Below are 21,452 nucleotides of genomic sequence, written 5' to 3' on the forward strand. Positions count from 1 at the left end.
ACCATGTTGCTCAGCTATCTGCGGTTGGTGTTGTTTGCCATCGGTTTGTTGGTCGGCGTACAGGTGCCGGGGTTTATCAACGACTACGCCAAGCGCGTCGAAGCTCACCTGATCGAGGCCCAGACCGGCTTGCGCGGGTTTGACGCGACCGCGCAGCAGTTCTTCAAGGGTGACTTGCAGGCCCTGGTGGCGCATTACCGCGCCAGTGATGACCCGGTGTTCCAGAGCGACGCCAACAGCCTGGGCGCGATGCTTGACCGCCAGGTGGCGTTGGACAAGCAATTCCAGGCGATGCAAGGGCCGTGGTACATCCGCGTGCTGCAAGTGGCGGTGGCGGCTGACCCGGATATCCGCCTGGAGACCTGGAACGGCTACAGCTACCAGATCCTGCTGACGCCAGAGGCCATGGGCTGGGGGCTGGGCGGGGCGATGCTGTTGTCTTTCGGTTTGGAATGCCTGTTCCGGCTGATTGATTGGGTAGTGTTGGGCGGCAAGCGTTTGCGCCAGAGCCGGCCGATTGAAGAGCGTGACCTGAAAGGTCTCTAAAGCTCAACTCTGTCAAATGTGGGAGCTGGCTTGCCTGCGATAGCGGTGTATCAGTGGCAGATAAGCAAGCTGACCCACCGCTATCGCAGGCAAGCCAGCTCCCACAGTTTTCAATCGGGTTTTGCCAGTTGCATCCGCTCTGGGCCGACTTCCTCGGCATAGCGGGCCACCACCTTCTGGCACAGCCCGACAATCTCCTCCACCAACTCCACCCCCACGCGCCATGACACCACCACCTGCAAGTTCGGCAGTTTCTGCGCCATCGGCAACATCACCAATTCCCCCCGCGCCAGCTCTTCCATCACCAGCACCGGCGGCAGCGCGCCGATGCCGAAGCCATCGCGCAGCAAGCGGGTAATCGCCGACACCGAATTCACGCAGTTCATCCGTGGCGCGGCCACGCCGTTGGCCTGCATCAGGCGCAGCACGTCCTGGTGCGGGTGGGAGTTTTTCGAGTAGGTGATGATGCGCTCCTGGGCCAGTTCGGCGAGGGACGCGTAGTCGCGGTGGTAGATCGACTGGCTGGCGACGATCCAGGCCATGGGGTGGCTGCACAGCTCCAGGCTGCGCACGGTTTCGAGGCGTAGCAGGTCGGTTTGCAGGATCAGGTCGAGGAAGCCTTTTTGCAGCTGATCGCTGAGGTTCAATGCGGTATCGGCGACCAATTCGATTTCCACCAGGGGGAAATGGTCCATCAGTTCCGCAACCAACGGGCTGAGCCAGGTGTGGATCACCGTGTCCATCGCGCCGATGCGGATGCGCCCGACCTTGCTGCTGGTGGTCTCCAGGGACTGCTTCAAGCCCTGCATGGTCACCATCATCTGCTCGGCGTAATCGAGCACCTTCACGCCTTCCGGGGTCAGGCTCACGCCGCGTGAATCGCGCAGAAACAACTTCACCCCCAGTTCGCTCTCCAGCACCGCGATGCGGCTGGAGATCGAGGCCTGGGTGGTGAACAACTTCTCGGCGGTCAGGCGAAAGCTCTTGAGCTTGGCCACCCAGACGAAGGTTTCGAGGAACTTCAAATTCATGGGATCAACTTTTTCTTATGCATGGATCGGTTTTTATTAGTTGGACGCCGCACCGGGCCAGCGCCAAAAATCGAGCTATTCCACGATAAGCGTCGTAGGGGGGTCAGGACAAGTTGCGAGTTCTGTGTAAAAAATCCCACACTACAAAAAAATAAAACCTACAGGAGCGACCACTGTGAGCCGCCTGCTACTGAATTGCGACATCGGCGAAAGCTTTGGCAACTGGACCCTGGGTCTGGACGCCGAGGTCATGCCGTTCATCGATTGCGCCAACGTGGCCTGCGGTTTCCATGCCGGCGACCCGAGCATCATGCGCAAGACTGTCAGCCTGGCGCTCAAGCACGGCGTGCAAGTGGGCGCACACCCCGCCTATCAGGATTTGCAAGGCTTCGGCCGCCGCTCCATGGCTTACACGCCGCAGGAAATCCAGGACCTGCTGCACTACCAGATCGGCGCCCTCGACGGCATCTGCCGGGCGCAAGGCGGGCGGGTGAGCTACGTCAAACCCCACGGCGCGATGTACAACGACATGATGGCCAACCCGACGCAATTGCGCGCCGTGATCCAGGCCGTTGCCGCGTACGGCGACCTGCCGCTGATGCTGCTGGCCACCCGCGACAACAGCGCCGCGCAGGCCCTGGGCGATGAGTACGGCGTGACCTTGTGGTTCGAAGCGTTCGCCGACCGTGCCTACGACAACAAGGGCCATCTGGTTTCGCGCCAGTTGCCCGGTGCCGTGCACCATGATGCCGAAACCATCGTGCAGCAGTCCCTGACCATTTCCCGTGGCGAAGCGCTGATCGCCAGCGACGGCAGCCCGCTGGTGTTGCAGGCCGATACCCTGTGCGTCCACGGGGACAACGCCAGTTCGGTCGCCGCCGTGCAGCGTATCCGCGAGGCATTGAAGAACGCATGAAGCCACGCATTGAAGTAGTGGCCATCGACTGCCTGATGGTGCGTCTGTTTGACGCCATCGCCGAAGCCAATATGCCGTGGATGCTCGCCGCCACCCAGCGCTTGCGCGAGGGCTTTGGCGCGGCGCTGGTGGACCTGGTGCCGTCCTACACCACGCTGATGGTGCATTACGACCTCACCGCGTTGAGCCCGGCCCAGGCGCGGGCATTGATTGATCAAGCCCTGACGGATCTGCAACCGCAAGCCCAGGGCAGCGGCCAGTGCCATGTGCTGCCGGTGTGGTACGACCTGAGTGTCGGCCCTGAGCTGACCTTGCTCAGCCAGCGCAGCGGCTTGAGTGTCGATGCCGTGATCCGCCAGCACAGTGCCCACGAATACCAGGTGTTTGCCCTTGGCTTCGCCCCCGGTTTTGCCTTTATGGGGCTGGTGGACGAAATCCTCGCCACGCCGCGCCTGAGTACGCCACGCAAACGCGTGGCGGCGGGTAGCGTCGGTATCGCCGAACGGCAAACCGCCGCCTATCCGGTGGTATCGCCCGGCGGCTGGAACCTGATCGGCCGCACCCCGGCCAAGCTGTTCGACCGTGATCGCGATGGCTACAGCCTGATGCAGCCCGGCGACACGGTGCGTTTCGCGCCCGTCGACCACGCCGAATTCATCAGGCTGGGTGGCGACGACACCCCGTTGGAGGCCCAGGCATGAGCCGCTTGATCATCGAGGCCAGCACACCGCTGTGCCTGTTGCAGGACGCCGGACGCTTTGGCGTGCGCCACCTCGGCGTGACCCAGGGCGGCGCGCTGGATTGGGTGTCGATGGCCTGGGCCAACTGGCTGCTGGACAACCCGCTGGACGCGCCGGTGGTGGAAATCACCCTGGGCGGCTTCACCCTGCAGGCCGAGGACTATTGCTTGCTGGCGTTGGCCGGTGCGGATTTGGGTGCATACATCGACGAACGGGCCATCAGCCCCGGCCGCAGTTTTATCCTGCAAAAGGGTCAGCGTTTGCGCTTTACCCAGCCGTGCAACGGTGCGCGGGCGTATCTCGCTGCACCGGGCGGGTTTGACGCGCCAGATGTGCTGGGCAGTTGCGCCACGGTTGTGCGTGAGGAACTGGGCGGTGTGGATGGTTTTGGCAAGGCATTGGTCGAAGGCGGGCGCCTGGCCTATTCCGGTACAGGCGGCGCCATGAAGGAACTGAGTGCGCAGGATCTGCGATTCGATAAACCGTTGGATGTGATCGTCGGCGCGCAGATCGGCCAGTTCAGCGGGCAGAGCCTGTTCGACGCGTTCAACACCGAGTGGTCCCTGGACAGCCGCGCCGACCGCATGGGCATGCGCCTGCTGGGCACGCCGTTGCAGTACCAGGGGCCGTCGCTGATTTCCGAAGGGATTCCGTTGGGGGCGATCCAGGTGCCGCCGGATGGGCAGCCAATTGTGTTGCTTAATGATCGGCAGACGATTGGCGGTTACCCGCGCTTGGGCGCGTTGACGCCGTTGGCGCTGGCGCGGCTGGCCCAGTGTTTGCCGGGGGAGAAGGTCAGGTTGGCGCCAGTGGTGCAGGAGACGGCGCATCGGCAGCACATCGACTATTTGCAGCGGTTTTTGAATGGCTAAAAGCATCGCAGGCAAGCCAGCTCCCACAGTTGAATGCATTTCAAAGCTGGAATGCATTCCCCTGTGGGAGCTGGCTTGCCTGCGATAGCGCCAGCGAATACACCGCCTATTTGGACAGAAAACGCATCCCTTCTTCCAACCCTCGAAGGGTCAGCGGATACATCTGATCCTCCACCAACTCCCGCACAATCCCCGTCGACGCCGTATACCCCCAGGTGTCCTTCGGATACGGGTTAATCCAGATCAGCTTCTTGTACTTGGCCATGAAGCGCTGCATCCACACATACCCCGGCTCTTCATTCCAATGCTCGACACTGCCGCCGGCCTGGGTGATTTCATACGGCGCCATCGACGCATCGCCGATAAAGATCACTTTGTAGTCCGCGCCGTACTTGTGCAGCAGGTCCTGGGTGGAGGTGCGTTCCGAGGTGCGGCGCTGATTGTTCTTCCACACCGACTCGTACACGAAGTTATGGAAGTAGAAGTACTCCAGGTGCTTGAACTCGGTCTTGCACGCCGAGAACAGCTCTTCGCAGATCTTCACGTGGGCATCCATCGAGCCGCCGATGTCGAACAACAGCAGCAGCTTGATGGTGTTGCGCCGCTCCGGGCGCATCTGGATATTCAGCAAACCGGCGTCGCGGGCGGTGTGGTCGATGGTGCCGTCGATGTCCAGCTCTTCCGCCGCACCCTGGCGCGCGAATTTGCGCAGGCGGCGCAGGGCGATCTTGATGTTGCGCGTGCCCAGTTCTACCTGGTCGTCGAGGTTCTTGTACTCGCGCTGGTCCCAGACCTTCACCGCCTTGCCCTGGCGCTTGCCCGCGTCGCCGACGCGAATGCCTTCCGGGTTGTAGCCGCCGGAACCGAACGGGCTGGTGCCGCCAGTGCCGATCCATTTGTTGCCACCGGCATGGCGTTCTTTCTGTTCTTCCAGGCGTTTCTTGAACTCTTCGATCAGCTTGTCGAGGCCGCCGAGGGATTGGATTTGCGCGCGTTCTTCATCGCTCAGCGAACGTTCGAATTCCTTGCGCAGCCAGTCTTCGGGGATCAGCGCTTGCAGGTGGTCGTCGAGTTTTTCCAGGCCGTTGAAATAGGCGCCGAAAGCCCGGTCGAACTTGTCGAAGTGCCGCTCGTCCTTGACCAGGATCGCCCGGGCCAAGTAGTAGAACTCGTCCATGTCGGCGAAGGTCACGCGCATTTTCAGGGCGTTGATCAGGTCGAGCAGCTCGCGCACCGACACCGGCACCTTGGCGGCGCGCATTTCATTGAACAGGTTGAGCAGCATCAGCGGTTACCGCGACGGCTCATGAACGCCAGACGCTCCAGCAACTGCACGTCTTGCTCGTTCTTCACCAAGGCGCCGGCCAGCGGCGGGATCGCCTTGGTCGGGTCGCGTTCGCGCAACACGGCTTCGCCGATATTGTCGGCCATCAGCAGCTTGAGCCAGTCCACCAGTTCGGAGGTGGACGGCTTCTTCTTCAGGCCTGGCACCTTGCGCACGTCGAAGAACACGTCCAGCGCTTCGCTGACCAGGTCCTTCTTGATGTCGGGGTAGTGCACATCGACGATCTTTTGCAGGGTGGTGCGGTCGGGGAAGGCGATGTAGTGGAAGAAGCAGCGGCGCAGGAACGCGTCCGGCAGTTCTTTTTCGTTGTTGGAGGTAATGATGATGATCGGGCGTTTCTTCGCCTTGATGGTCTCGTCGATTTCGTAGACGTAGAACTCCATCTTGTCGAGTTCTTGCAGCAGGTCGTTGGGAAACTCGATGTCGGCCTTGTCGATTTCATCGATCAGCAGGATCACCCGCTCTTCGGACTCGAAGGCTTCCCAGAGCTTGCCCTTTTTCAGGTAGTTGCGCACGTCGTGGACCTTGTCCACGCCCAGTTGCGAGTCGCGCAGGCGGCTCACCGCGTCGTACTCGTACAGGCCCTGATGGGCCTTGGTGGTGGACTTGATGTGCCAGGTGATCAGCCTGGCGCCGAAGGATTCGGCCAGTTGCTCGGCGAGCATGGTCTTGCCGGTGCCGGGCTCGCCCTTGACCAGCAGCGGCCGTTCCAGGGTGATGGCGGCGTTGACGGCCAGTTTCAGGTCGTCGGTGGCAACGTAGGCCTGGGTGCCTTCGAACTTCATCGGGTGTTTCCTCGCATTCATCAATGCCCGGACTATACCGCGCAGCCCCGGCGACTGTGAACGCAGACGGGTTATTCAGTCTCTGAATGGGCGGTCACGACCTAAGTGTGTACTCGTACCCAGGTGGGAGCTGGCTTGCCTGCGATAGCGGCGGATCAGACAACACACCTGTAACTGACAGACCGCTATCGCAGGCAAGCCAGCTCCCACACAAACCAGTTCCCACAGTCAGTCCGCGCTAGGCTTGGGTTGTTCGTAGCGCGCATTAAAGGCCTGGATGAAACCATTACGCAAAATCGCCAAAAACGCACCGAACGCGCTGACATCCTGCTGATGCACGCTACCACTCAGCTCCACCCGCGTGGCGAACTGGTTTTTCTGCTGGTTCTTCAGCACCGTCTCGCTGGCACCCACCACGGCTTCCCAGATCGAACGGAAGATGTTCTTGTCCTTGTTTTCCACGTCCTGCTGCCAGTCGAACACTTCGACGTCGCGCAGCAGCGGCTTGATATAGCCGGTCAGCTGGCCTTTTTCCGCCTGGGCCTCGATCACCACGTCGCCGGTGCCGGCCTTGAAGTCGAACTTGCCGTAGGCGGAGGCGAAGGCGTTCATGCGCTTGAGCTGCAAATCCTTGGCGCGGAAACGGAATTCGAAGTTTTCGAAATTGCTCAGCGGATCAAAGGTCGCGCTGGCTTCCAGCGGCGCCTGGCCTTGCAGCAGGGCCTTGCCTTCGAAGCGGGCGTCGCGCTTGCCTTTTACGTCGACGATGTTGGTCAGGTTGTAGAAGCTGGCGTTGACCTCGGTGGCGTTGATGTTCACCGGCGGCTTGGAGCTGAAGTTGTGGAAGGCAATCTTGCCGTCTTCGATGCGCACTTCGTCGAGGGTGATCGGCGCCAGCTTGCTCAGCTGTGCACGCCAGTCGGTGCCTTTACCGGTCTGGGACGCCTGTTTGTTGGCGCCGCCATCGACGAAATTCACCTCAGGCCTGATAAACCGCACCTTGGCCACGACCGCATGGTCGGCCCACAGCGCTGGCCAGCTGACGGACAAGTCGATCAACGGCGCCTTGAGCAGCGGCACTGGCACCTTGCCATCTACCTTGATGATCTCCAGGCCATTGATCTTGTAGGCGCCGCGCCACAGGGCGACGTCCACGTCGCTGACCTGGCCACGGTAGTCGCCCATGTCGGCGAGCTTGTCGTTCAGGTAGTTGCGCACCAGGTAGGGCAGGGCGAGGTCCAGGGCGACCAGCAGCACCACCAGTCCGGCGACGGTCCATAGCAGCCAGCTGTAGCGACGTTTCATTGGGGCGTTCTCCATGTCTGTAGGAAATGGACTCCTGTGAGGCGCGCAACGTTCCTCGACTGGACGCGTTGCGACACGAGGCATACCCTTGGGGCCTTCCTGAATACCGCCCACATAGGACCCGCCATGAGCCGCATCTTTGCAGACAACGCGCACTCCATCGGTAACACGCCCCTGGTGCAGATCAACCGTATCGCCCCCCGTGGCGTGACCATCCTGGCCAAGATCGAAGGGCGTAACCCCGGTTACTCGGTGAAGTGCCGCATTGGCGCGAACATGATCTGGGACGCGGAAAGCACCGGCAAGCTCAAGCCGGGCATGACCATTGTCGAGCCGACGTCGGGCAACACCGGCATCGGCCTGGCGTTTGTCGCCGCCGCCCGTGGCTACAAGCTGCTGCTGACCATGCCGGCGTCCATGAGCATCGAGCGTCGCAAGGTGCTCAAGGCCCTCGGCGCCGAACTGGTGCTGACCGAGCCGGCCAAGGGCATGAAGGGCGCGATTGAAAAAGCCGCTGAAATCGTCGCCAGCGACCCGGCCCAATACTTTATGCCGGGCCAGTTCGAAAACCCGGCCAACCCGGCAATCCATGAAAAAACCACCGGCCCGGAAATCTGGAACGACACCGACGGCGCCGTGGATGTGCTGGTGGCCGGCGTGGGCACCGGTGGCACCATCACCGGCGTGTCGCGCTACATCAAGAACATCGCGGGCAAGCAGATCCTCTCGGTGGCCGTAGAGCCGATCGTCTCGCCGGTCATCACCCAGGCGCTGGCCGGTGAAGAAATCAAGCCGAGCCCGCACAAGATCCAGGGCATCGGCGCCGGTTTTGTGCCGAAAAACCTCGACCTGTCGATGGTTGACCGTGTCGAACTGGCCAGTGATGAAGAATCCAAGGCCATGGCCCTGCGCCTGATGCAGGAAGAGGGGATTCTGTGCGGTATCTCCTGCGGTGCGGCGATGGCCGTGGCCGTGCGCCTGGCGCAGAAGCCGGAGATGCAGGGCAAGACCATCGTGGTGATCCTGCCGGACTCCGGTGAGCGCTACCTGTCGAGCATGTTGTTCAGCGATCTGTTTACCGATCAGGAAAACCAGGCTTGATGTGTGTCAGCGCCGATACCTTGGCCCTTCTGCATAATGGCCCAAGTGTTTATGATGCCCGGCGCATTTTTTCAGGAGTTGCTGCATGACCTTTTCTTTGGCCGCCAAACTGTCGGTGTTGCTGTTGTTCATCGGCAGCACGCTGTATGTGCACCTGCGCGGCAAGGCGCGTTTGCCGCTATTGCGCCAGTTCGTCAACCATTCGGCGCTGTTCGCGCCGTATAACGCCTTGATGTACCTGTTCTCGGCCGTGCCGTCCAAGCCGTACCTGGACCGCAGCAAGTTCCCCGAACTGGACGTGCTCAAGGACAACTGGGAAGTGATCCGCGAAGAGGCCATGCACCTGTTCGACGAGGGGTACATCCGCGCCGCCGAAAAGAACAACGACGCCGGTTTCGGTTCGTTCTTCAAGAAGGGCTGGAAGCGTTTCTACCTCAAGTGGTACGACAAACCGCTGCCCTCGGCCGAGGCGCTGTGCCCGAAAACCGTGGCGCTGGTGAGCAGCATTCCCAACGTCAAGGGCGCGATGTTCGCGCTGTTGCCGGGCGGCAGCCACCTCAACCCGCACCGTGATCCGTTTGCCGGTTCGTTGCGTTATCACCTGGGCCTGTCCACGCCGAACTCCGACGCCTGCCGCATCTTTGTCGACGGCCAGGAGTACGCCTGGCGTGATGGCGACGACGTGATGTTCGACGAAACCTACGTGCACTGGGTGAAGAACGAGACAGAAACCACCCGCGTGATCCTGTTCTGTGACATCGAACGGCCGCTGAGCAATGGCTTCATGACCCGCGTCAACCGTTGGGTCAGCAAGCAACTGGGCCGCGCCACGGCGCCGCAGAACCTGGATGACGAGCGCGTCGGCGGGATCAACCAGGCGTATGCCTGGAGCAAGACCTTCAGTGACAAGTTCAGTGGTGTGGTCAAGCAGTGGAAGCGCAAGCATCCCAAGGCTTACCGGATTGCGCGGCCGGTGTTGGCCGTCGTTGTGTTGGTACTGCTGTGGAAGTGGTTGTTCGGCTGATTTGAAATACGGTCAAACCTGTGGGAGCTGGCTTGCCTGCGATGGCGGCAGGCCAGTCAACATTTGATTAGCTGACCCACCGCTATCGCAGGCAAGCCAGCTCCCACATTTGGTTTTGCAGCGTTGCTTAAGATGCGATCAGCTGGCGCAGGACGTAGTGCAAGATCCCCCCCGCCTTGAAGTATTCCACTTCATTAAGCGTATCAATCCGACACAACACCTCGACTTTCTCGCTGCTGCCATCCTCCCGCGTAATCACCAGCGTCAGGTTCATCCGCGGCACGATCTCTGCGCCCGTCAGCCCGAGAATATCGATCTGCTCCTTGCCGCTGAGCTTGAGGCTCTTGCGGTTCTGATCCAGCTTGAACTGCAACGGCAGCACGCCCATGCCCACCAGGTTGGAACGGTGGATGCGCTCGAAACTCTCGGCAATCACCGCCTTCACCCCCAGCAGGTTCGTACCCTTGGCCGCCCAGTCGCGGCTTGAGCCGGTGCCGTATTCCTGTCCCGCAATCACCACCAAGGGCGTACCCGCCGCCTGGTACTGCATCGACGCGTCGTAGATCGCCATTTTCTCGCCAGTGGGGATATACAGCGTGTTGCCGCCTTCCTCACCGCCGAGCATTTCGTTGCGGATGCGGATGTTGGCAAAAGTGCCGCGCATCATCACTTCATGGTTGCCCCGGCGTGAGCCGTAGGAGTTGAAGTCACGCGGCTCCACGCCTTGCTCGCGCAGGTAGCGCCCGGCGGGGCTGTCGGCCTTGATGTTGCCGGCGGGGGAGATGTGGTCGGTGGTCACCGAGTCGCCCAGCAGGGCCAGGATATTGGCACCCTGGACGTCCTCAATCACCGGCAGCGGCCCGGCGATATCGTCGAAGAACGGCGGATGCTGGATGTAGGTCGAGTCCTTCTGCCACACGTAGGTCGCGGCCTGTGGCACTTCAATGGCTTGCCACTGCGCATCACCGGCAAACACCTCGGCGTATTCCTTGTGGAACATGCCGGTGCTGACCTGGGCCACGGCGTCGGCAATCTCTTTGCTGCTGGGCCAGATGTCCTTGAGGTACACCGGCTTGCCGTCCCTGTCGTTGCCCAGCGGCTCGCGGCTGATGTCGATGCGCACCGTGCCGGCCAATGCATAGGCGACCACCAGCGGCGGCGAGGCCAGCCAGTTGGTTTTCACCAACGGGTGCACGCGGCCTTCGAAGTTGCGGTTGCCGGACAGCACCGAGGCCACGGCCAGGTCGGCCTTCTGGATGGCTTTTTCAATCGGCTCGGGCAGCGGGCCGGAGTTGCCGATGCAGGTGGTGCAGCCATAACCCACGAGGTCAAAGCCGAGCTTGTCGAGGTAGTGGGTCAGGCCCGCCGCCTTGTAGTAGTCGGTGACCACTTTGGAACCCGGCGCCAGGGAAGTCTTGACCCAGGGTTTGCGTGTGAGGCCCTTTTCCACGGCCTTTTTCGCCACCAGACCGGCGGCCATCATCACGCTGGGGTTGGAGGTGTTGGTGCACGACGTGATCGCGGCGATAACCACGGCGCCGTTTTTCAGGCGATAGGTCTGGCCTTCGAAGTCGTAATCGGCTTCACCCACCAAGTCGGCATTGCCTACGGCAACGCCGCCGCCACCTTCGCTTTCCAGGCGCCCGACCTCTTTGCTGGCCGGTTTGAATTGCAGGTCGAGGAAGTCGCTGAATGCCTGGCCGACATTCGGCAGCGACACCCGGTCCTGCGGGCGTTTCGGCCCGGCCAGGCTGGCTTCGACGCTGCCCATGTCCAGGGCCAGGCTGTCGGTGAACACCGGTTCCTGGCCGGCGTGGCGCCACAGGCCCTGGGCCTTGGTGTAGGCCTCGACCAGCTTGACGGTGGCTGACGGACGGCCCGACAGGCGCAAGTAGTCCAGCGTCACTTCATCCACTGGGAAGAAGCCACACGTGGCGCCATATTCCGGGGCCATGTTGGCGATGGTGGCGCGGTCGGCCAACGGCAGGTCGGCCAGGCCGTCGCCATAGAATTCGACGAATTTGCCTACCACGCCTTTCTTGCGCAGCATCTGGGTGACGGTCAGCACCAGGTCGGTGGCGGTGATGCCTTCCTTGAGCTTGCCGGTGAGCTTGAAGCCGATCACTTCCGGAATCAGCATCGACACCGGCTGGCCGAGCATCGCCGCTTCCGCTTCGATGCCGCCCACACCCCAGCCGAGGACGCCGAGGCCGTTGATCATGGTGGTGTGGGAGTCGGTACCGACCAGGGTGTCGGGGAAGGCGTAGGTGCGGCCGTCCTCGTCCTTGGTCCACACGGTGCGGCCGAGGTATTCGAGGTTGACCTGGTGGCAGATGCCGGTGCCTGGCGGCACCACGCTGAAGTTGTCGAAGGCGCTCTGGCCCCAGCGCAGGAAGGCGTAGCGTTCGCCGTTGCGCTGCATTTCGATATCGACGTTCTGTTCGAAGGCGTCGGCGTTGCCGAATTTGTCGACCATCACCGAGTGGTCGATCACCAGGTCCACCGGCGACAGCGGGTTGATACGCTGCGGGTCGCCACCGGCCTTGGCCACCGCAGCGCGCATGGCGGCCAGGTCGACCACGGCGGGGACGCCGGTAAAGTCTTGCATCAGCACTCGGGCGGGGCGGTACTGGATCTCGCGGTCGGACTGGCGCTCCTTGAGCCAGGCGGCGATGGCCTTGAGGTCGGCGCCGGTGACGGTCTTGTCGTCCTCCCAGCGCAGCAGGTTTTCCAGCAGCACCTTGAGCGACATCGGCAGCTTGTCCAGGTCGCCCAGGCTTTTGGCCGCTTCGGGCAGGCTGAAGTAGTGGTAGGTCTTGTCGTCTATTTCCAGGGTTTTAAGGGTTTTCAGGCTATCAAGCGATGACATGACGCGACTCCTTATGATCCGCACGGCTACGGACCTGACGGGACGGACAGAGCTATAAAGCTAGCCCTGTTTTCATTAGCAGGCTAATAACTGGACTCTATGGTGAAGTCCAAGGTTCCGAACTCAGTTATCATGCGCGCGTTTTCATGACAGGCCTTGCGCTACAGCAAGCCAGTTGCCAGGAGAGTTGATGAACACCCTTTTTATGCACTGCCGCCCGGGTTTTGAAGGCGAAGTCTGTTCCGAGATCGCGGAACACGCCGCGCGCCTGAACGTTTCCGGCTACGCCAAGGCCAAGACCGGCAGCGCCTGCGCCGAATTTGTCTGCACCGAAGAAGACGGCGCCCAGCGCCTGATGCACGGCCAGCGTTTTGCCGAGCTGATCTTCCCGCGGCAGTGGGCGCGCGGGGTGTTCATCGACCTGCCGGAAACCGACCGCATCAGCGTGATCCTCGCCCACCTGCGCGAATTCCCGGTGTGCGGCAGCCTGTGGCTGGAGATGGTCGACACCAACGATGGCAAAGAGCTGTCGAACTTCTGCAAGAAATTCGAAGTGCACCTGCGCAAGGCGTTGCTCAACGCCGGCAAGCTGGTGGACGACCCGAGCAAGCCGCGCCTGCTGCTGACCTTCAAGAGCGGTCGCGAAGTGTTCATGGGCCTGGCCGAGTCGAACAACTCGGCAATGTGGCCGATGGGCATCCCGCGTCTCAAGTTCCCGCGTGACGCGCCAAGCCGTTCGACCCTCAAGCTGGAAGAGGCCTGGCACCACTTCATTCCCCGCGACCAGTGGGACGAGCGCCTGCACGGCGACATGACCGGTGTCGACCTCGGTGCCGCCCCCGGCGGTTGGACCTGGCAACTGGTCAACCGGGGCATGCTGGTGACGGCCATCGACAACGGCCCCATGGCCGAAAGCCTGATGGACACTGGCCTGGTGCAACACTTGATGGCCGACGGTTTCACCTTCGTGCCCAAGCAGCCGGTGGACTGGATGGTGTGCGACATCGTCGAGAAACCGGCGCGCAACGCGGCGCTGCTGGAAACCTGGATCGGCGAGGGGCATTGCCGCGAGGCGGTGGTGAACCTGAAGTTGCCGATGAAGCAGCGTTATGCCGAAGTGAAACGTTTGCTGGAACGCATTGAAGAGGGCTTCAAGGCACGTGGCATTCGGGTGGAGATTGGTTGCAAGCAGCTGTATCACGACCGTGAGGAAGTGACCTGCCACCTGCGCCGCCTGGAAACCCCGAAGAAACCCAAGAACCGCTGAATAGTTGAAGTGACCACAAACCCCCTGTGGGAGCGGGCTTGCCCGCGATAGCGGTATAACAATCGACATCTATATTGAATGTGCCCCGGTTATCGCGGGCAAGCCCGCTGCCACACAAGAGCGGGCCGTTTTCAGGAGTGAGATATGAGCCAATCCCAGGATCTGCCGGTCGACGGCATCCTCGACGCCACCGGCCTCAACTGCCCCGAGCCGGTGATGATGCTGCATCAGCACATCCGCGACCTGCCGCCCGGCGGCTTGCTCAAGGTGATCGCGACCGATCCGTCGACCCGTCGCGATATTCCCAAGTTCTGCGTGTTCCTTGACCACGAACTGGTGGATCAACAGGAACAGGCCGGTACGTACCTGTACTGGATCCGCAAGAAGTCCGCTTAACCCAAGGCTTTTGCTGCGCGAATGCGCCGGCGTGCACTGCGCGCCAGGCGCACCAGCAACATCCCCGCTGCACAACTCAGGCCGACGATCAGGCCCTGCCACAAACCGCTCGGGCCGCTCGGCGCGCCTAGCCAGTCGGTGAGCCCCAGCGCATAGCCGACCGGCAGCCCCACGCCCCAATAGGCGAATAAGGTCAGCACCATGGTCACCCGGGTGTCCTGGTAGCCACGCAGGGCGCCGGCCGCCGTGACCTGGATCGAGTCGGAGAACTGGAACAGCGCGGAAAACACGATCAGCGTCGAGGCCAGGTGAATCACCACCGGGTCAGGGGTGTAGATCGCCGCCAGCTGCTCGCGAAACACCAGCATCAGGCTGCACGACAGGCAGGCGTAGGCCACCGCCGTGCCCATGCCGACCCCGGCGGCAAAGCGCGCCTCACGCGGCTCGCCGCGGCCCAGGGCCTGGCCGACGCGCACGGTGACGGCCATGCTCAGGGAGTAGGGGATCATGAACACCAGCGAGCTGACGTTCAGAGCGATTTGATGGCCGGACACCACGGTGGCCCCCAGGCTGCCCAGTAGCAGCGCAATCACCGCAAAAATGCTCGATTCGGCAAATATCGCGACGCCAATTGGCAGGCCGATGCCCAGAATGCGCTTAATCACCGCCCATTGCGGCCAGTCGAAGTGCTTGAACAGCTCGCTGCTCTGGTACGCCGGCCCGAAACGTGTCCACACGGCCAGGCCAATCGCCATCGCCCACATCGAAAGGGCCGTGGCCCAGCCGCAGCCTACGCCGCCCATGGCCGGCAGGCCGAGGTGACCGTAGATGAAGATGTAGTTCAGCGGAATATTCAGCGCCAGGCCAAACAGGCCCATGACCATGCTCGGCCGCGTGCGGCCCAGGCCGTCGCTGAAGCAGCGCAGCACGTAATACAGCGCGATGGCCGGCATGCCAGCGGCGATGCCGTGCAGGTAGCCCATGGACGGCGCGATCAGGTCCGCTTCGACCTTCATGGCGTGCAGGATCGGCTCGGCGCACAACAGCAACAGCGCGCCCATGATTCCGACCACCACTGCCAGCCACAGCGACTGACGTACCAATGGCCCGATCTCGCTGAAGTGACCGGCGCCGAAACGCTGGGCGACTTTGGGCGTAGTGGCCAGCAGGGTGCCGGACATCAGCAAGTACACCGGAATCCAGATCGAATTGCCCAGGCCCACCGCCGCCAGATCCTGGGGGCTGACACGCCCGGCCATCACCGCATCGACAAAGCTCATCGCGGTGGTGGCCAACTGGCCGATCATGATCGGCAGGGCGAGCGTCAGCAGGTCGCGCACTTCCCGGCTGATGCGGGCGGGGCGGGTGAGGGCGGCGGTGGCAGTGTTCACGTACGGGTGTCCAGGAATAAAGGGAGGCGCAAGGACGGCGGATTCTACGCCTTGACGTGATGGTCAGGAAAAATCCTGTGTTAGCGATTTGTAAGCACTCTCCCAAACACCACCAATCCCCTGTGGGAGCTGGCAAGCCAGCTCCCACAACAGCCCATTCATCCACTGGATCTGCGCTGGAACACAGATCGCAAGCCTGTACACTGCGGGTCCGCGAAAGGAGCCTGCCATGTTGATTGTTGCCGACGAAAATATTCCGCTGCTCGACGCCTTCTTTGAAGGGTTTGGCGAGATCCGCCGTGTGCCCGGCCGTGCCATGGACCGCGCCACGGTCGAGCAGGCCGATGTGCTGCTGGTGCGTTCGGTGACCAACGTCAACCGCGCGCTGCTGGAAGGCACGCCGGTTAAGTTTGTCGGCACCTGCACCATCGGCACCGATCACCTCGACCTGGACTACTTCAAGCAGGCCGGCATCCAGTGGTCCAGCGCCCCCGGCTGCAACGCACGGGGCGTGGTGGACTACGTGCTGGGCAGCCTGCAGACCCTGGCCGAGATCGAAGGCGCCGACCTCAATCAACGCACTTACGGCGTTGTCGGTGCCGGCGAAGTCGGCGGGCGGCTGGTCAAGGTCCTCAAGGGCCTGGGCTGGAACGTGCTGGTCTGCGATCCGCCCCGACAGAGCGCCGAAGGGGGCGATTACGTCAGCCTGGAGCAGGTCATCGAGCAATGTGATGTGATCAGCCTGCACACGCCGCTGACCAAGTCCGGCAAGGGCTCCACCTGGCACCTGTTCGACCGTCAGCGCCTCGACCAGCTCAAGCCTGGCACCTGGCTGATCAACGCCAGCCGTGGCGCGGTGGTGGACAACGCGGCCCTGCGCGAGGTGTTGCTGGAGCGCGAAGACCTGCAAGCGGTGCTCGATGTGTGGGAAGGCGAGCCAGAAGTGGACGTCGACCTGGCTGACTTGTGCGTGCTGGCCACGCCGCATATCGCCGGTTACAGCCTGGAAGGCCGCCAGCGTGGTACGGCGCAGATTTACCAGGCGTTCTGTGCACACCTGGGCCAGGAACCGAGCATTCAATTGAGTGACCTGTTGCCGCCGTTGTGGCTGGCCGAGGTGCATCTGAATGCGGACACTGATCCGGCCTGGGCGCTGGCGACCTTGTGCCGCAGTGTGTACGACCCGCGCCGCGATGATGCGGATTTCCGCCGCAGCCTTGTAGGCACCGTGCAAGAGCAGCGCAAGGCCTTTGACCTGCTGCGCAAGCATTACCCGGCACGCCGTGAGATCGATGGCTTGAAGGTGCGTATCAATGGGGAGTCTGCGGCGTTGGCAAGCATCGTGTCGGCATTGGGCGCGACGCTGATTTGATCCCATAAAAAACCCGGCCACCTGGGCCGGGTCGGAAAGAGCTTGGGCGCTTCAGCCTTGCTTGGCAGGCGTGACCAGTCGCTGTTCCAGCTCGCGGCACGCTTGCTGGATCATGTCTTCGGTAATCGGCACTTCGCGGCCTTGGGCGTCGATGATCGAGCAACCCAGGTTGGCCTGATGCGCGGTGCGGACGACTTCTACTTTGTCAGTGCTGCTAGTGTGCAAGGTCATGGCCTGTCTCCTCATCAGGTTGTGTACCTACTCTAATTCCCCCGCGTGACCGCGCTGTTACAACTCCTTGCAAGATCACCGGTTCGAACCCTCAGTCCACCAGAAACCGCTACAAATTTCCAGCCGGGCATTAGACCGATAGCCTCTAGGGGCCCATATCGGCGGGCATAATTAACCTGACTCATTGTTATTTACCCAAGTTCCCCCAATGTTGCTGTGTAGATACCTATCCTCCTTGCGCAGGTGATGCCCTCCATGTTCTCGATCCGTCAACGCCGTGCGATCCGCCTGGCCAGCCGCTTTATTGCGCCCTATCGCTGGCAGGCGCTGGGTGCCTTGCTGGCGCTGATTGTCACGGCGGGCATCACCTTGTCCATGGGGCAGGGCATTCGCCTGCTGGTGGACCAGGGCTTCATGACCCAGTCGCCGCACTTGCTCAACCAGTCCATTGGCCTGTTCATGCTGCTGGTGCTGGGCCTGGCCGTGGGCACGTTTGCGCGGTTCTACCTGGTGTCGTGGATCGGCGAGCGGGTGGTGGCGGACATCCGGCGCCAGGTGTTCAACCACCTGATCTACCTGCATCCCGGCTTCTATGAGAACAATCGCAGCTCGGAAATCCAGTCGCGGCTGACCACCGACACCACCTTGCTGCAATCGGTGATCGGCTCTTCGCTGTCGCTGTTCCTGCGCAATGCCTTGATGGTGATCGGCGGCATCGTGTTGCTGTTTGTCACCAACCCCAAGCTCACCAGCATCGTCGTGGTGGCGTTGCCGCTGGTGTTGGCGCCGATCCTGATCTTCGGCCGCCGCGTGCGCAGTCTGTCGCGCCAGAGCCAGGACCGCATCGCGGACGTGGGCAGCTACGTGTCCGAGACCCTCGGCCAGATCAAGACCGTGCAGGCCTACAACCACCAGGTGCAGGACGAACAGCGCTTCGCCGTGACCGTGGAAGAGGCGTTCACCACGGCGCGCAAGCGTATCCTCCAGCGCGCGTGGCTGATTACCCTGGTGATCATGCTGGTGCTGGGCGCAGTGGGCGTGATGCTGTGGGTCGGCGGCATGGACGTGATCAACGGGCGGATTTCCGGCGGTGAGCTGGCGGCGTTTGTGTTCTACAGCCTGATCGTCGGCAGCGCCGTCGGCACCCTCAGTGAAGTGCTGGGCGAGTTGCAGCGCGCCGCCGGTGCGGCCGAGCGCATCGGTGAGCTGCTGCAGTCGAGCAACGAGATCCAGGCGCCGGCCACCGGTATGGCTCAGTTGCCGGAGCGGGTGAGCGCGGGCGTATGGAGCTGCAAGACCTGCGCTTTTCCTACCCGTCGCGGCCCGACAGCTACGCCATCGACGGCTTGAATCTGACGATCAACCCCGGTGAAACCCTGGCGCTGGTCGGCCCGTCCGGCGCGGGCAAGTCGACAATCTTCGATCTGTTGCTGCGTTTCTATGACCCCCAGCACGGTCGCATCCTGATCGAAGGCCAGCCGCTGACCGAACTGGATCCCATGGACCTGCGCCGTCACTTCGCCCTGGTGTCCCAAAGCCCGGCGCTGTTTTTCGGCAGCGTCGAAGAGAACATCCGCTACGGCAACCCGTCCGCTACCCAGGAACAGGTCGAAGCCGCCGCGCGCATTGCCCACGCCCACGATTTCATCCTGCAAATGCCCGACGGCTACCAGACCCACCTGGGCGACGGCGGCATGGGCCTGTCCGGCGGCCAGCGCCAACGCCTGGCCATCGCCCGCGCCTTGCTGGTGGATGCCCCGATCTTGCTGCTGGACGAAGCCACCAGCGCGCTGGATGCGCAGAGTGAGCACTTGATCCAGCAAGCGTTGCCGCAGCTGATGCAAGGGCGCACCACGCTGGTGATCGCCCATCGACTGGCGACGGTGAAGCACGCCGACCGGATTGCGGTGATGGACCAGGGCAAGCTGGTGGCGGTGGGCACGCACCAGCAGTTGATTGCGAGCAATCCGCTGTATGCGCGGTTGGCGGCGTTGCAGTTCAGTGATGGGGAGGAACCGGTTCACCCTTAAGCAGGAAGGGCGAACGATTTATTGTGGCGAGCGAGCTTGCTCGCGCTGGGCTGCGAAGCAGCCCTGAAACCTGACACCGCATTCTGTCTGGATGAATGCGGTGCCCTTGTTGGGGCTGCTGCGCAGCCCAGCGCGAGCAAGCTCGCTCGCCACAGTGTTATTGGTCGTCGAAGTAGCGCTCATGCCAATCCACCAGCGGCTGCGGCGAATTGAGCTTCTGCCCGTAGATCACCGAATAAGACAGCACGTTCTGCACATACTGGCGGGTTTCGTCGAACGGGATGCTTTCCACCCACACGTCGAAACTCAGGTGGTCGGCGCCACGCAGCCATTGGCGCACGCGGCCGGGGCCGGCGTTATAGGCGGCGGAGGCGAGCACGCGGTTGCCGTTGAACTGGCTGTGCACCTGGCTCAGGTAGGCGGCGCCGAGCTGGATGTTTTTGTCCGGGTCGAGCACCTGGGCCGGGGAGGCCAGGGGGATGCTGAACTTGCGTGCGGTCTCTTTGGCCGTGCCGGGCATCAGTTGCATCAGGCCGCTGGCGCCGACGCCGGAGCGCGCGTCGTCCATGAAGGCGCTTTCCTGGCGGGTGATGGCAAACACCCAGCTCGAATGCAGGCCACGCACCTTGGCTTCGCGCACCAGGGTGTCGCGGTGGGCCATCGGGAAGCGGATGTCCAGGTCGTCCCAGTACTGCGCCTGGCTGATGGTACGGATCGCCGGGAAGTACCACTTCATGTCATAGGCCAGCTTGGCCTGGGCGACCATTTCATCGCGGTTGAAGTGGCGGCTGACGTGGTACCACTCGCGGCGGCCATCGACGATCTGGCCACGGGCGTAGAACTCCAGGGCACGGCGTACGCCTGGGGTGTTGCGCACCTTGTTGACCAGCGCCTGGCTCATCACCAGCGGTCGGTTGGTCAGCTGGTACGGGGATTTGGAGCGGTCGGCGGCGAGGAAGCCGTAGAAATCACGTTCCTTGGCCACGTTTTTATACAGCACCAGCGCTTGCGGGTTTTTCGGCTCGGCCAGTTCGAGGCTGCGGGCCTGCCAGTAGCGCCAGCGGTTGGTGGTCGCCAGGTCTTGTGGGAGTTTGCGGGTGAGCTGGTAGGCATCTTCCCAGCGCGCCAGGCGCAACAGCAGGCGCAGGCGCCATTCGGACACGGTGTTGTCGCGCAGTTCCGGGTCGTACTGGGTCATCACGTCGAGGGCGCGCGGGTCGTAGCGACGGGCCAGGGTCAGGCCGATTTCGCGGGCGATCGACACTTTTTCGTCACGGGAGAAGTGCATGCTGCTGGCGTAGCCGTCGAGCAGGGCCATGGCCTTGTCCGGGTCCTGGCGCGCGAGGCGGCGCAGGCCCAGGCCTACGGCGTCAGACATGGCCTCGTTCACCGGTCGGAAGCGCGATGGGTCGCCGAGCATGTCGGGCTTTTGCGCTACGTCCACCATCAGGCGGCCTTGGGCGCCCAGGGTGGGCAGGGTTTTCACCAGGCTGTTGGCCAGCGCGTAGTTGCGCGCTTCGGCGGCAAGCTTGGCGCGGTCCCAGATCTTCTGCTCGGTGAGTTGGCCGTCGGCGGCCCATTGGGCGAAGGTGGCATCACAGGCGGCAGGCTGGGACTTACCGGTCAGCCAGAGCTTTTCGGTGGTCTTGTAGCCTTCGGCTTTCAGATTGTGGGTGAGCTGGAACTGGCCGTGCAGGCAGTCGAGCTCGACGAAATTGAGCTTGGGGTCGTAGTACTTTTCAAAGGTCTGCCAGTCGCCACGGTCGGCCAGCCAGCGCAGCCAGCGCAACTTCATCCAGTTGGCCTGGGGCAGGTCGCCGTTTTTGCCGAGGAACTGTTCGATTTCCTCGTTGCTCGCGGTTTTCAGGCGCGCGGTCAACTCGTCATAGGCCAGGTACGGCGTCAGCGGATAGTCGGCCAGCGCCTGGCTGTATTGCATGTACGGGCCGGAATCGCCCTTGGCCAGGGCGCGCTTGGCTTCATCGTAATACTGGCGTTGGGTGGTGAGGTCCACGGCCTGGGCAGATTGGGCGGCAGTGGCGGAAAGAAGCAGACAAGATAAAAAGTTGAAAAGGCGACTGCGCATGAGACGTCCGTGCAGAGAAATCACGAATAGCGCCGGCGCGGCCGACACTGATTGCCCCTAGCTTAGCCTTTTGCCCGACGCAGGCGAAAGCTTTGCCGGCCGGTTCGTTCAGGTTGATCAGAAATGTCTTACATAACCTGTCTAT

Annotated in this window: 17 protein-coding genes and 1 pseudogene; 10 read left to right on the forward strand and 8 right to left on the reverse strand. The window is 62.4% G+C overall.

Features of this window, described 5'->3' with window-relative positions; translation table 11 throughout:
- Positions 1-3: 3 nt before the first annotated feature.
- Entirely contained in the window at positions 4-546 is a 543-nt protein-coding gene (locus PSH87_RS07920; RefSeq protein WP_017736279.1) for a DUF2937 family protein, read from the forward strand.
- Between the two features lie 110 nt (positions 547-656).
- Here the strand turns inward: PSH87_RS07920 and PSH87_RS07925 are convergent, their stop codons facing one another.
- Complete coding sequence (locus PSH87_RS07925) at positions 657-1,577, reverse strand: LysR family transcriptional regulator (RefSeq protein ID WP_017736278.1); 921 nt, start codon at positions 1,575-1,577, stop codon at positions 657-659.
- 175 nt (positions 1,578-1,752) lie between these two features.
- Between PSH87_RS07925 and PSH87_RS07930 the strand changes: the two genes are divergently transcribed.
- From PSH87_RS07930 to PSH87_RS07940, 3 genes are read left to right on the forward strand one after another with little or no spacing between them, the layout of a single operon-like run.
- Positions 1,753-2,493, forward strand: a complete 741-nt coding sequence (locus tag PSH87_RS07930) for a 5-oxoprolinase subunit PxpA (protein ID WP_305433053.1) — start codon at positions 1,753-1,755, stop codon at positions 2,491-2,493.
- Complete coding sequence (pxpB, locus tag PSH87_RS07935) at positions 2,490-3,194, forward strand: 5-oxoprolinase subunit PxpB (protein WP_305433054.1); 705 nt, start codon at positions 2,490-2,492, stop codon at positions 3,192-3,194. The genes PSH87_RS07930 and pxpB overlap by 4 nt, the downstream gene beginning before the upstream one ends.
- A complete protein-coding gene (locus PSH87_RS07940) occupies positions 3,191-4,105 on the forward strand; it encodes a biotin-dependent carboxyltransferase family protein (protein ID WP_305433055.1) in 915 nt (304 codons plus the stop codon). Before pxpB ends, PSH87_RS07940 begins: the two co-directional genes overlap by 4 nt.
- A 106-nt stretch (positions 4,106-4,211) precedes the next feature.
- On the opposite strand, the gene PSH87_RS07945 is transcribed toward PSH87_RS07940, so the two are convergent.
- The 3 genes from PSH87_RS07945 to PSH87_RS07955 form a co-directional block, all read right to left on the reverse strand.
- Positions 4,212-5,390 carry a VWA domain-containing protein gene (locus PSH87_RS07945; protein WP_017736274.1) on the reverse strand — a complete coding sequence of 393 codons (1,179 nt, stop codon included), beginning with the start codon at positions 5,388-5,390 and terminating at the stop codon, positions 4,212-4,214.
- On the reverse strand, positions 5,390-6,235 hold the full coding sequence (locus PSH87_RS07950; RefSeq protein ID WP_003189627.1) for a MoxR family ATPase: 846 nt from the start codon (positions 6,233-6,235) through the stop codon (positions 5,390-5,392). The genes PSH87_RS07945 and PSH87_RS07950 overlap by 1 nt, the downstream gene beginning before the upstream one ends.
- A gap of 228 nt (positions 6,236-6,463) precedes the next feature.
- Positions 6,464-7,540 (reverse strand): DUF748 domain-containing protein, encoded by a 1,077-nt coding sequence (locus PSH87_RS07955; protein ID WP_305433056.1) that lies wholly within the window; start codon positions 7,538-7,540, stop codon positions 6,464-6,466.
- 126 nt (positions 7,541-7,666) lie between these two features.
- Between PSH87_RS07955 and cysK the strand changes: the two genes are divergently transcribed.
- The gene (gene cysK, locus PSH87_RS07960; protein WP_124528022.1) at positions 7,667-8,641 is read left to right on the forward strand and encodes a cysteine synthase A; all 975 of its coding nucleotides are present in this window, start codon (positions 7,667-7,669) and stop codon (positions 8,639-8,641) included.
- 85 nt (positions 8,642-8,726) lie between these two features.
- Positions 8,727-9,665: an aspartyl/asparaginyl beta-hydroxylase domain-containing protein gene (locus PSH87_RS07965; protein ID WP_305433057.1), complete on the forward strand. Its 939-nt coding sequence runs from the start codon at positions 8,727-8,729 to the stop codon at positions 9,663-9,665.
- Between the two features lie 127 nt (positions 9,666-9,792).
- On the opposite strand, the gene acnA is transcribed toward PSH87_RS07965, so the two are convergent.
- Complete coding sequence (gene acnA / locus PSH87_RS07970) at positions 9,793-12,534, reverse strand: aconitate hydratase AcnA (RefSeq protein WP_305433058.1); 2,742 nt, start codon at positions 12,532-12,534, stop codon at positions 9,793-9,795.
- A gap of 190 nt (positions 12,535-12,724) precedes the next feature.
- Between acnA and rlmM the strand changes: the two genes are divergently transcribed.
- Together rlmM and tusA are read left to right on the forward strand one after the other, a co-directional pair.
- Positions 12,725-13,801 (forward strand): 23S rRNA (cytidine(2498)-2'-O)-methyltransferase RlmM, encoded by a 1,077-nt coding sequence (gene rlmM, locus PSH87_RS07975; protein WP_017737322.1) that lies wholly within the window; start codon positions 12,725-12,727, stop codon positions 13,799-13,801.
- A gap of 144 nt (positions 13,802-13,945) precedes the next feature.
- Entirely contained in the window at positions 13,946-14,197 is a 252-nt protein-coding gene (tusA, locus tag PSH87_RS07980) for a sulfurtransferase TusA (protein WP_017737323.1), read from the forward strand.
- On the opposite strand, the gene PSH87_RS07985 is transcribed toward tusA, so the two are convergent.
- Complete coding sequence (locus tag PSH87_RS07985) at positions 14,194-15,588, reverse strand: MATE family efflux transporter (protein ID WP_305433059.1); 1,395 nt, start codon at positions 15,586-15,588, stop codon at positions 14,194-14,196. The genes tusA and PSH87_RS07985 overlap by 4 nt on opposite strands.
- 229 nt (positions 15,589-15,817) lie before the next feature.
- On the opposite strand from PSH87_RS07985, the gene pdxB reads away from it, so the two are divergent.
- Positions 15,818-16,960, forward strand: coding sequence for a 4-phosphoerythronate dehydrogenase PdxB (gene pdxB, locus PSH87_RS07990; protein ID WP_305433060.1), 1,143 nt, complete (start codon positions 15,818-15,820; stop codon positions 16,958-16,960).
- A gap of 51 nt (positions 16,961-17,011) precedes the next feature.
- On the opposite strand, the gene PSH87_RS07995 is transcribed toward pdxB, so the two are convergent.
- Positions 17,012-17,191: a PA1571 family protein gene (locus PSH87_RS07995; RefSeq protein WP_017737326.1), complete on the reverse strand. Its 180-nt coding sequence runs from the start codon at positions 17,189-17,191 to the stop codon at positions 17,012-17,014.
- Between the two features lie 246 nt (positions 17,192-17,437).
- Between PSH87_RS07995 and PSH87_RS08000 the strand changes: the two are divergent.
- Positions 17,438-19,221, forward strand: a pseudogene (locus PSH87_RS08000) (ABC transporter transmembrane domain-containing protein).
- Between the two features lie 157 nt (positions 19,222-19,378).
- Here PSH87_RS08000 and PSH87_RS08005 read toward each other — a convergent pair.
- A complete protein-coding gene (locus tag PSH87_RS08005) occupies positions 19,379-21,307 on the reverse strand; it encodes a transglycosylase SLT domain-containing protein (RefSeq protein ID WP_026136848.1) in 1,929 nt (642 codons plus the stop codon).
- Positions 21,308-21,452: the final 145 nt, after the last annotated feature.

This window comes from Pseudomonas sp. FP453 (genome assembly GCF_030687495.1).
Classification (GTDB): domain Bacteria; phylum Pseudomonadota; class Gammaproteobacteria; order Pseudomonadales; family Pseudomonadaceae; genus Aquipseudomonas.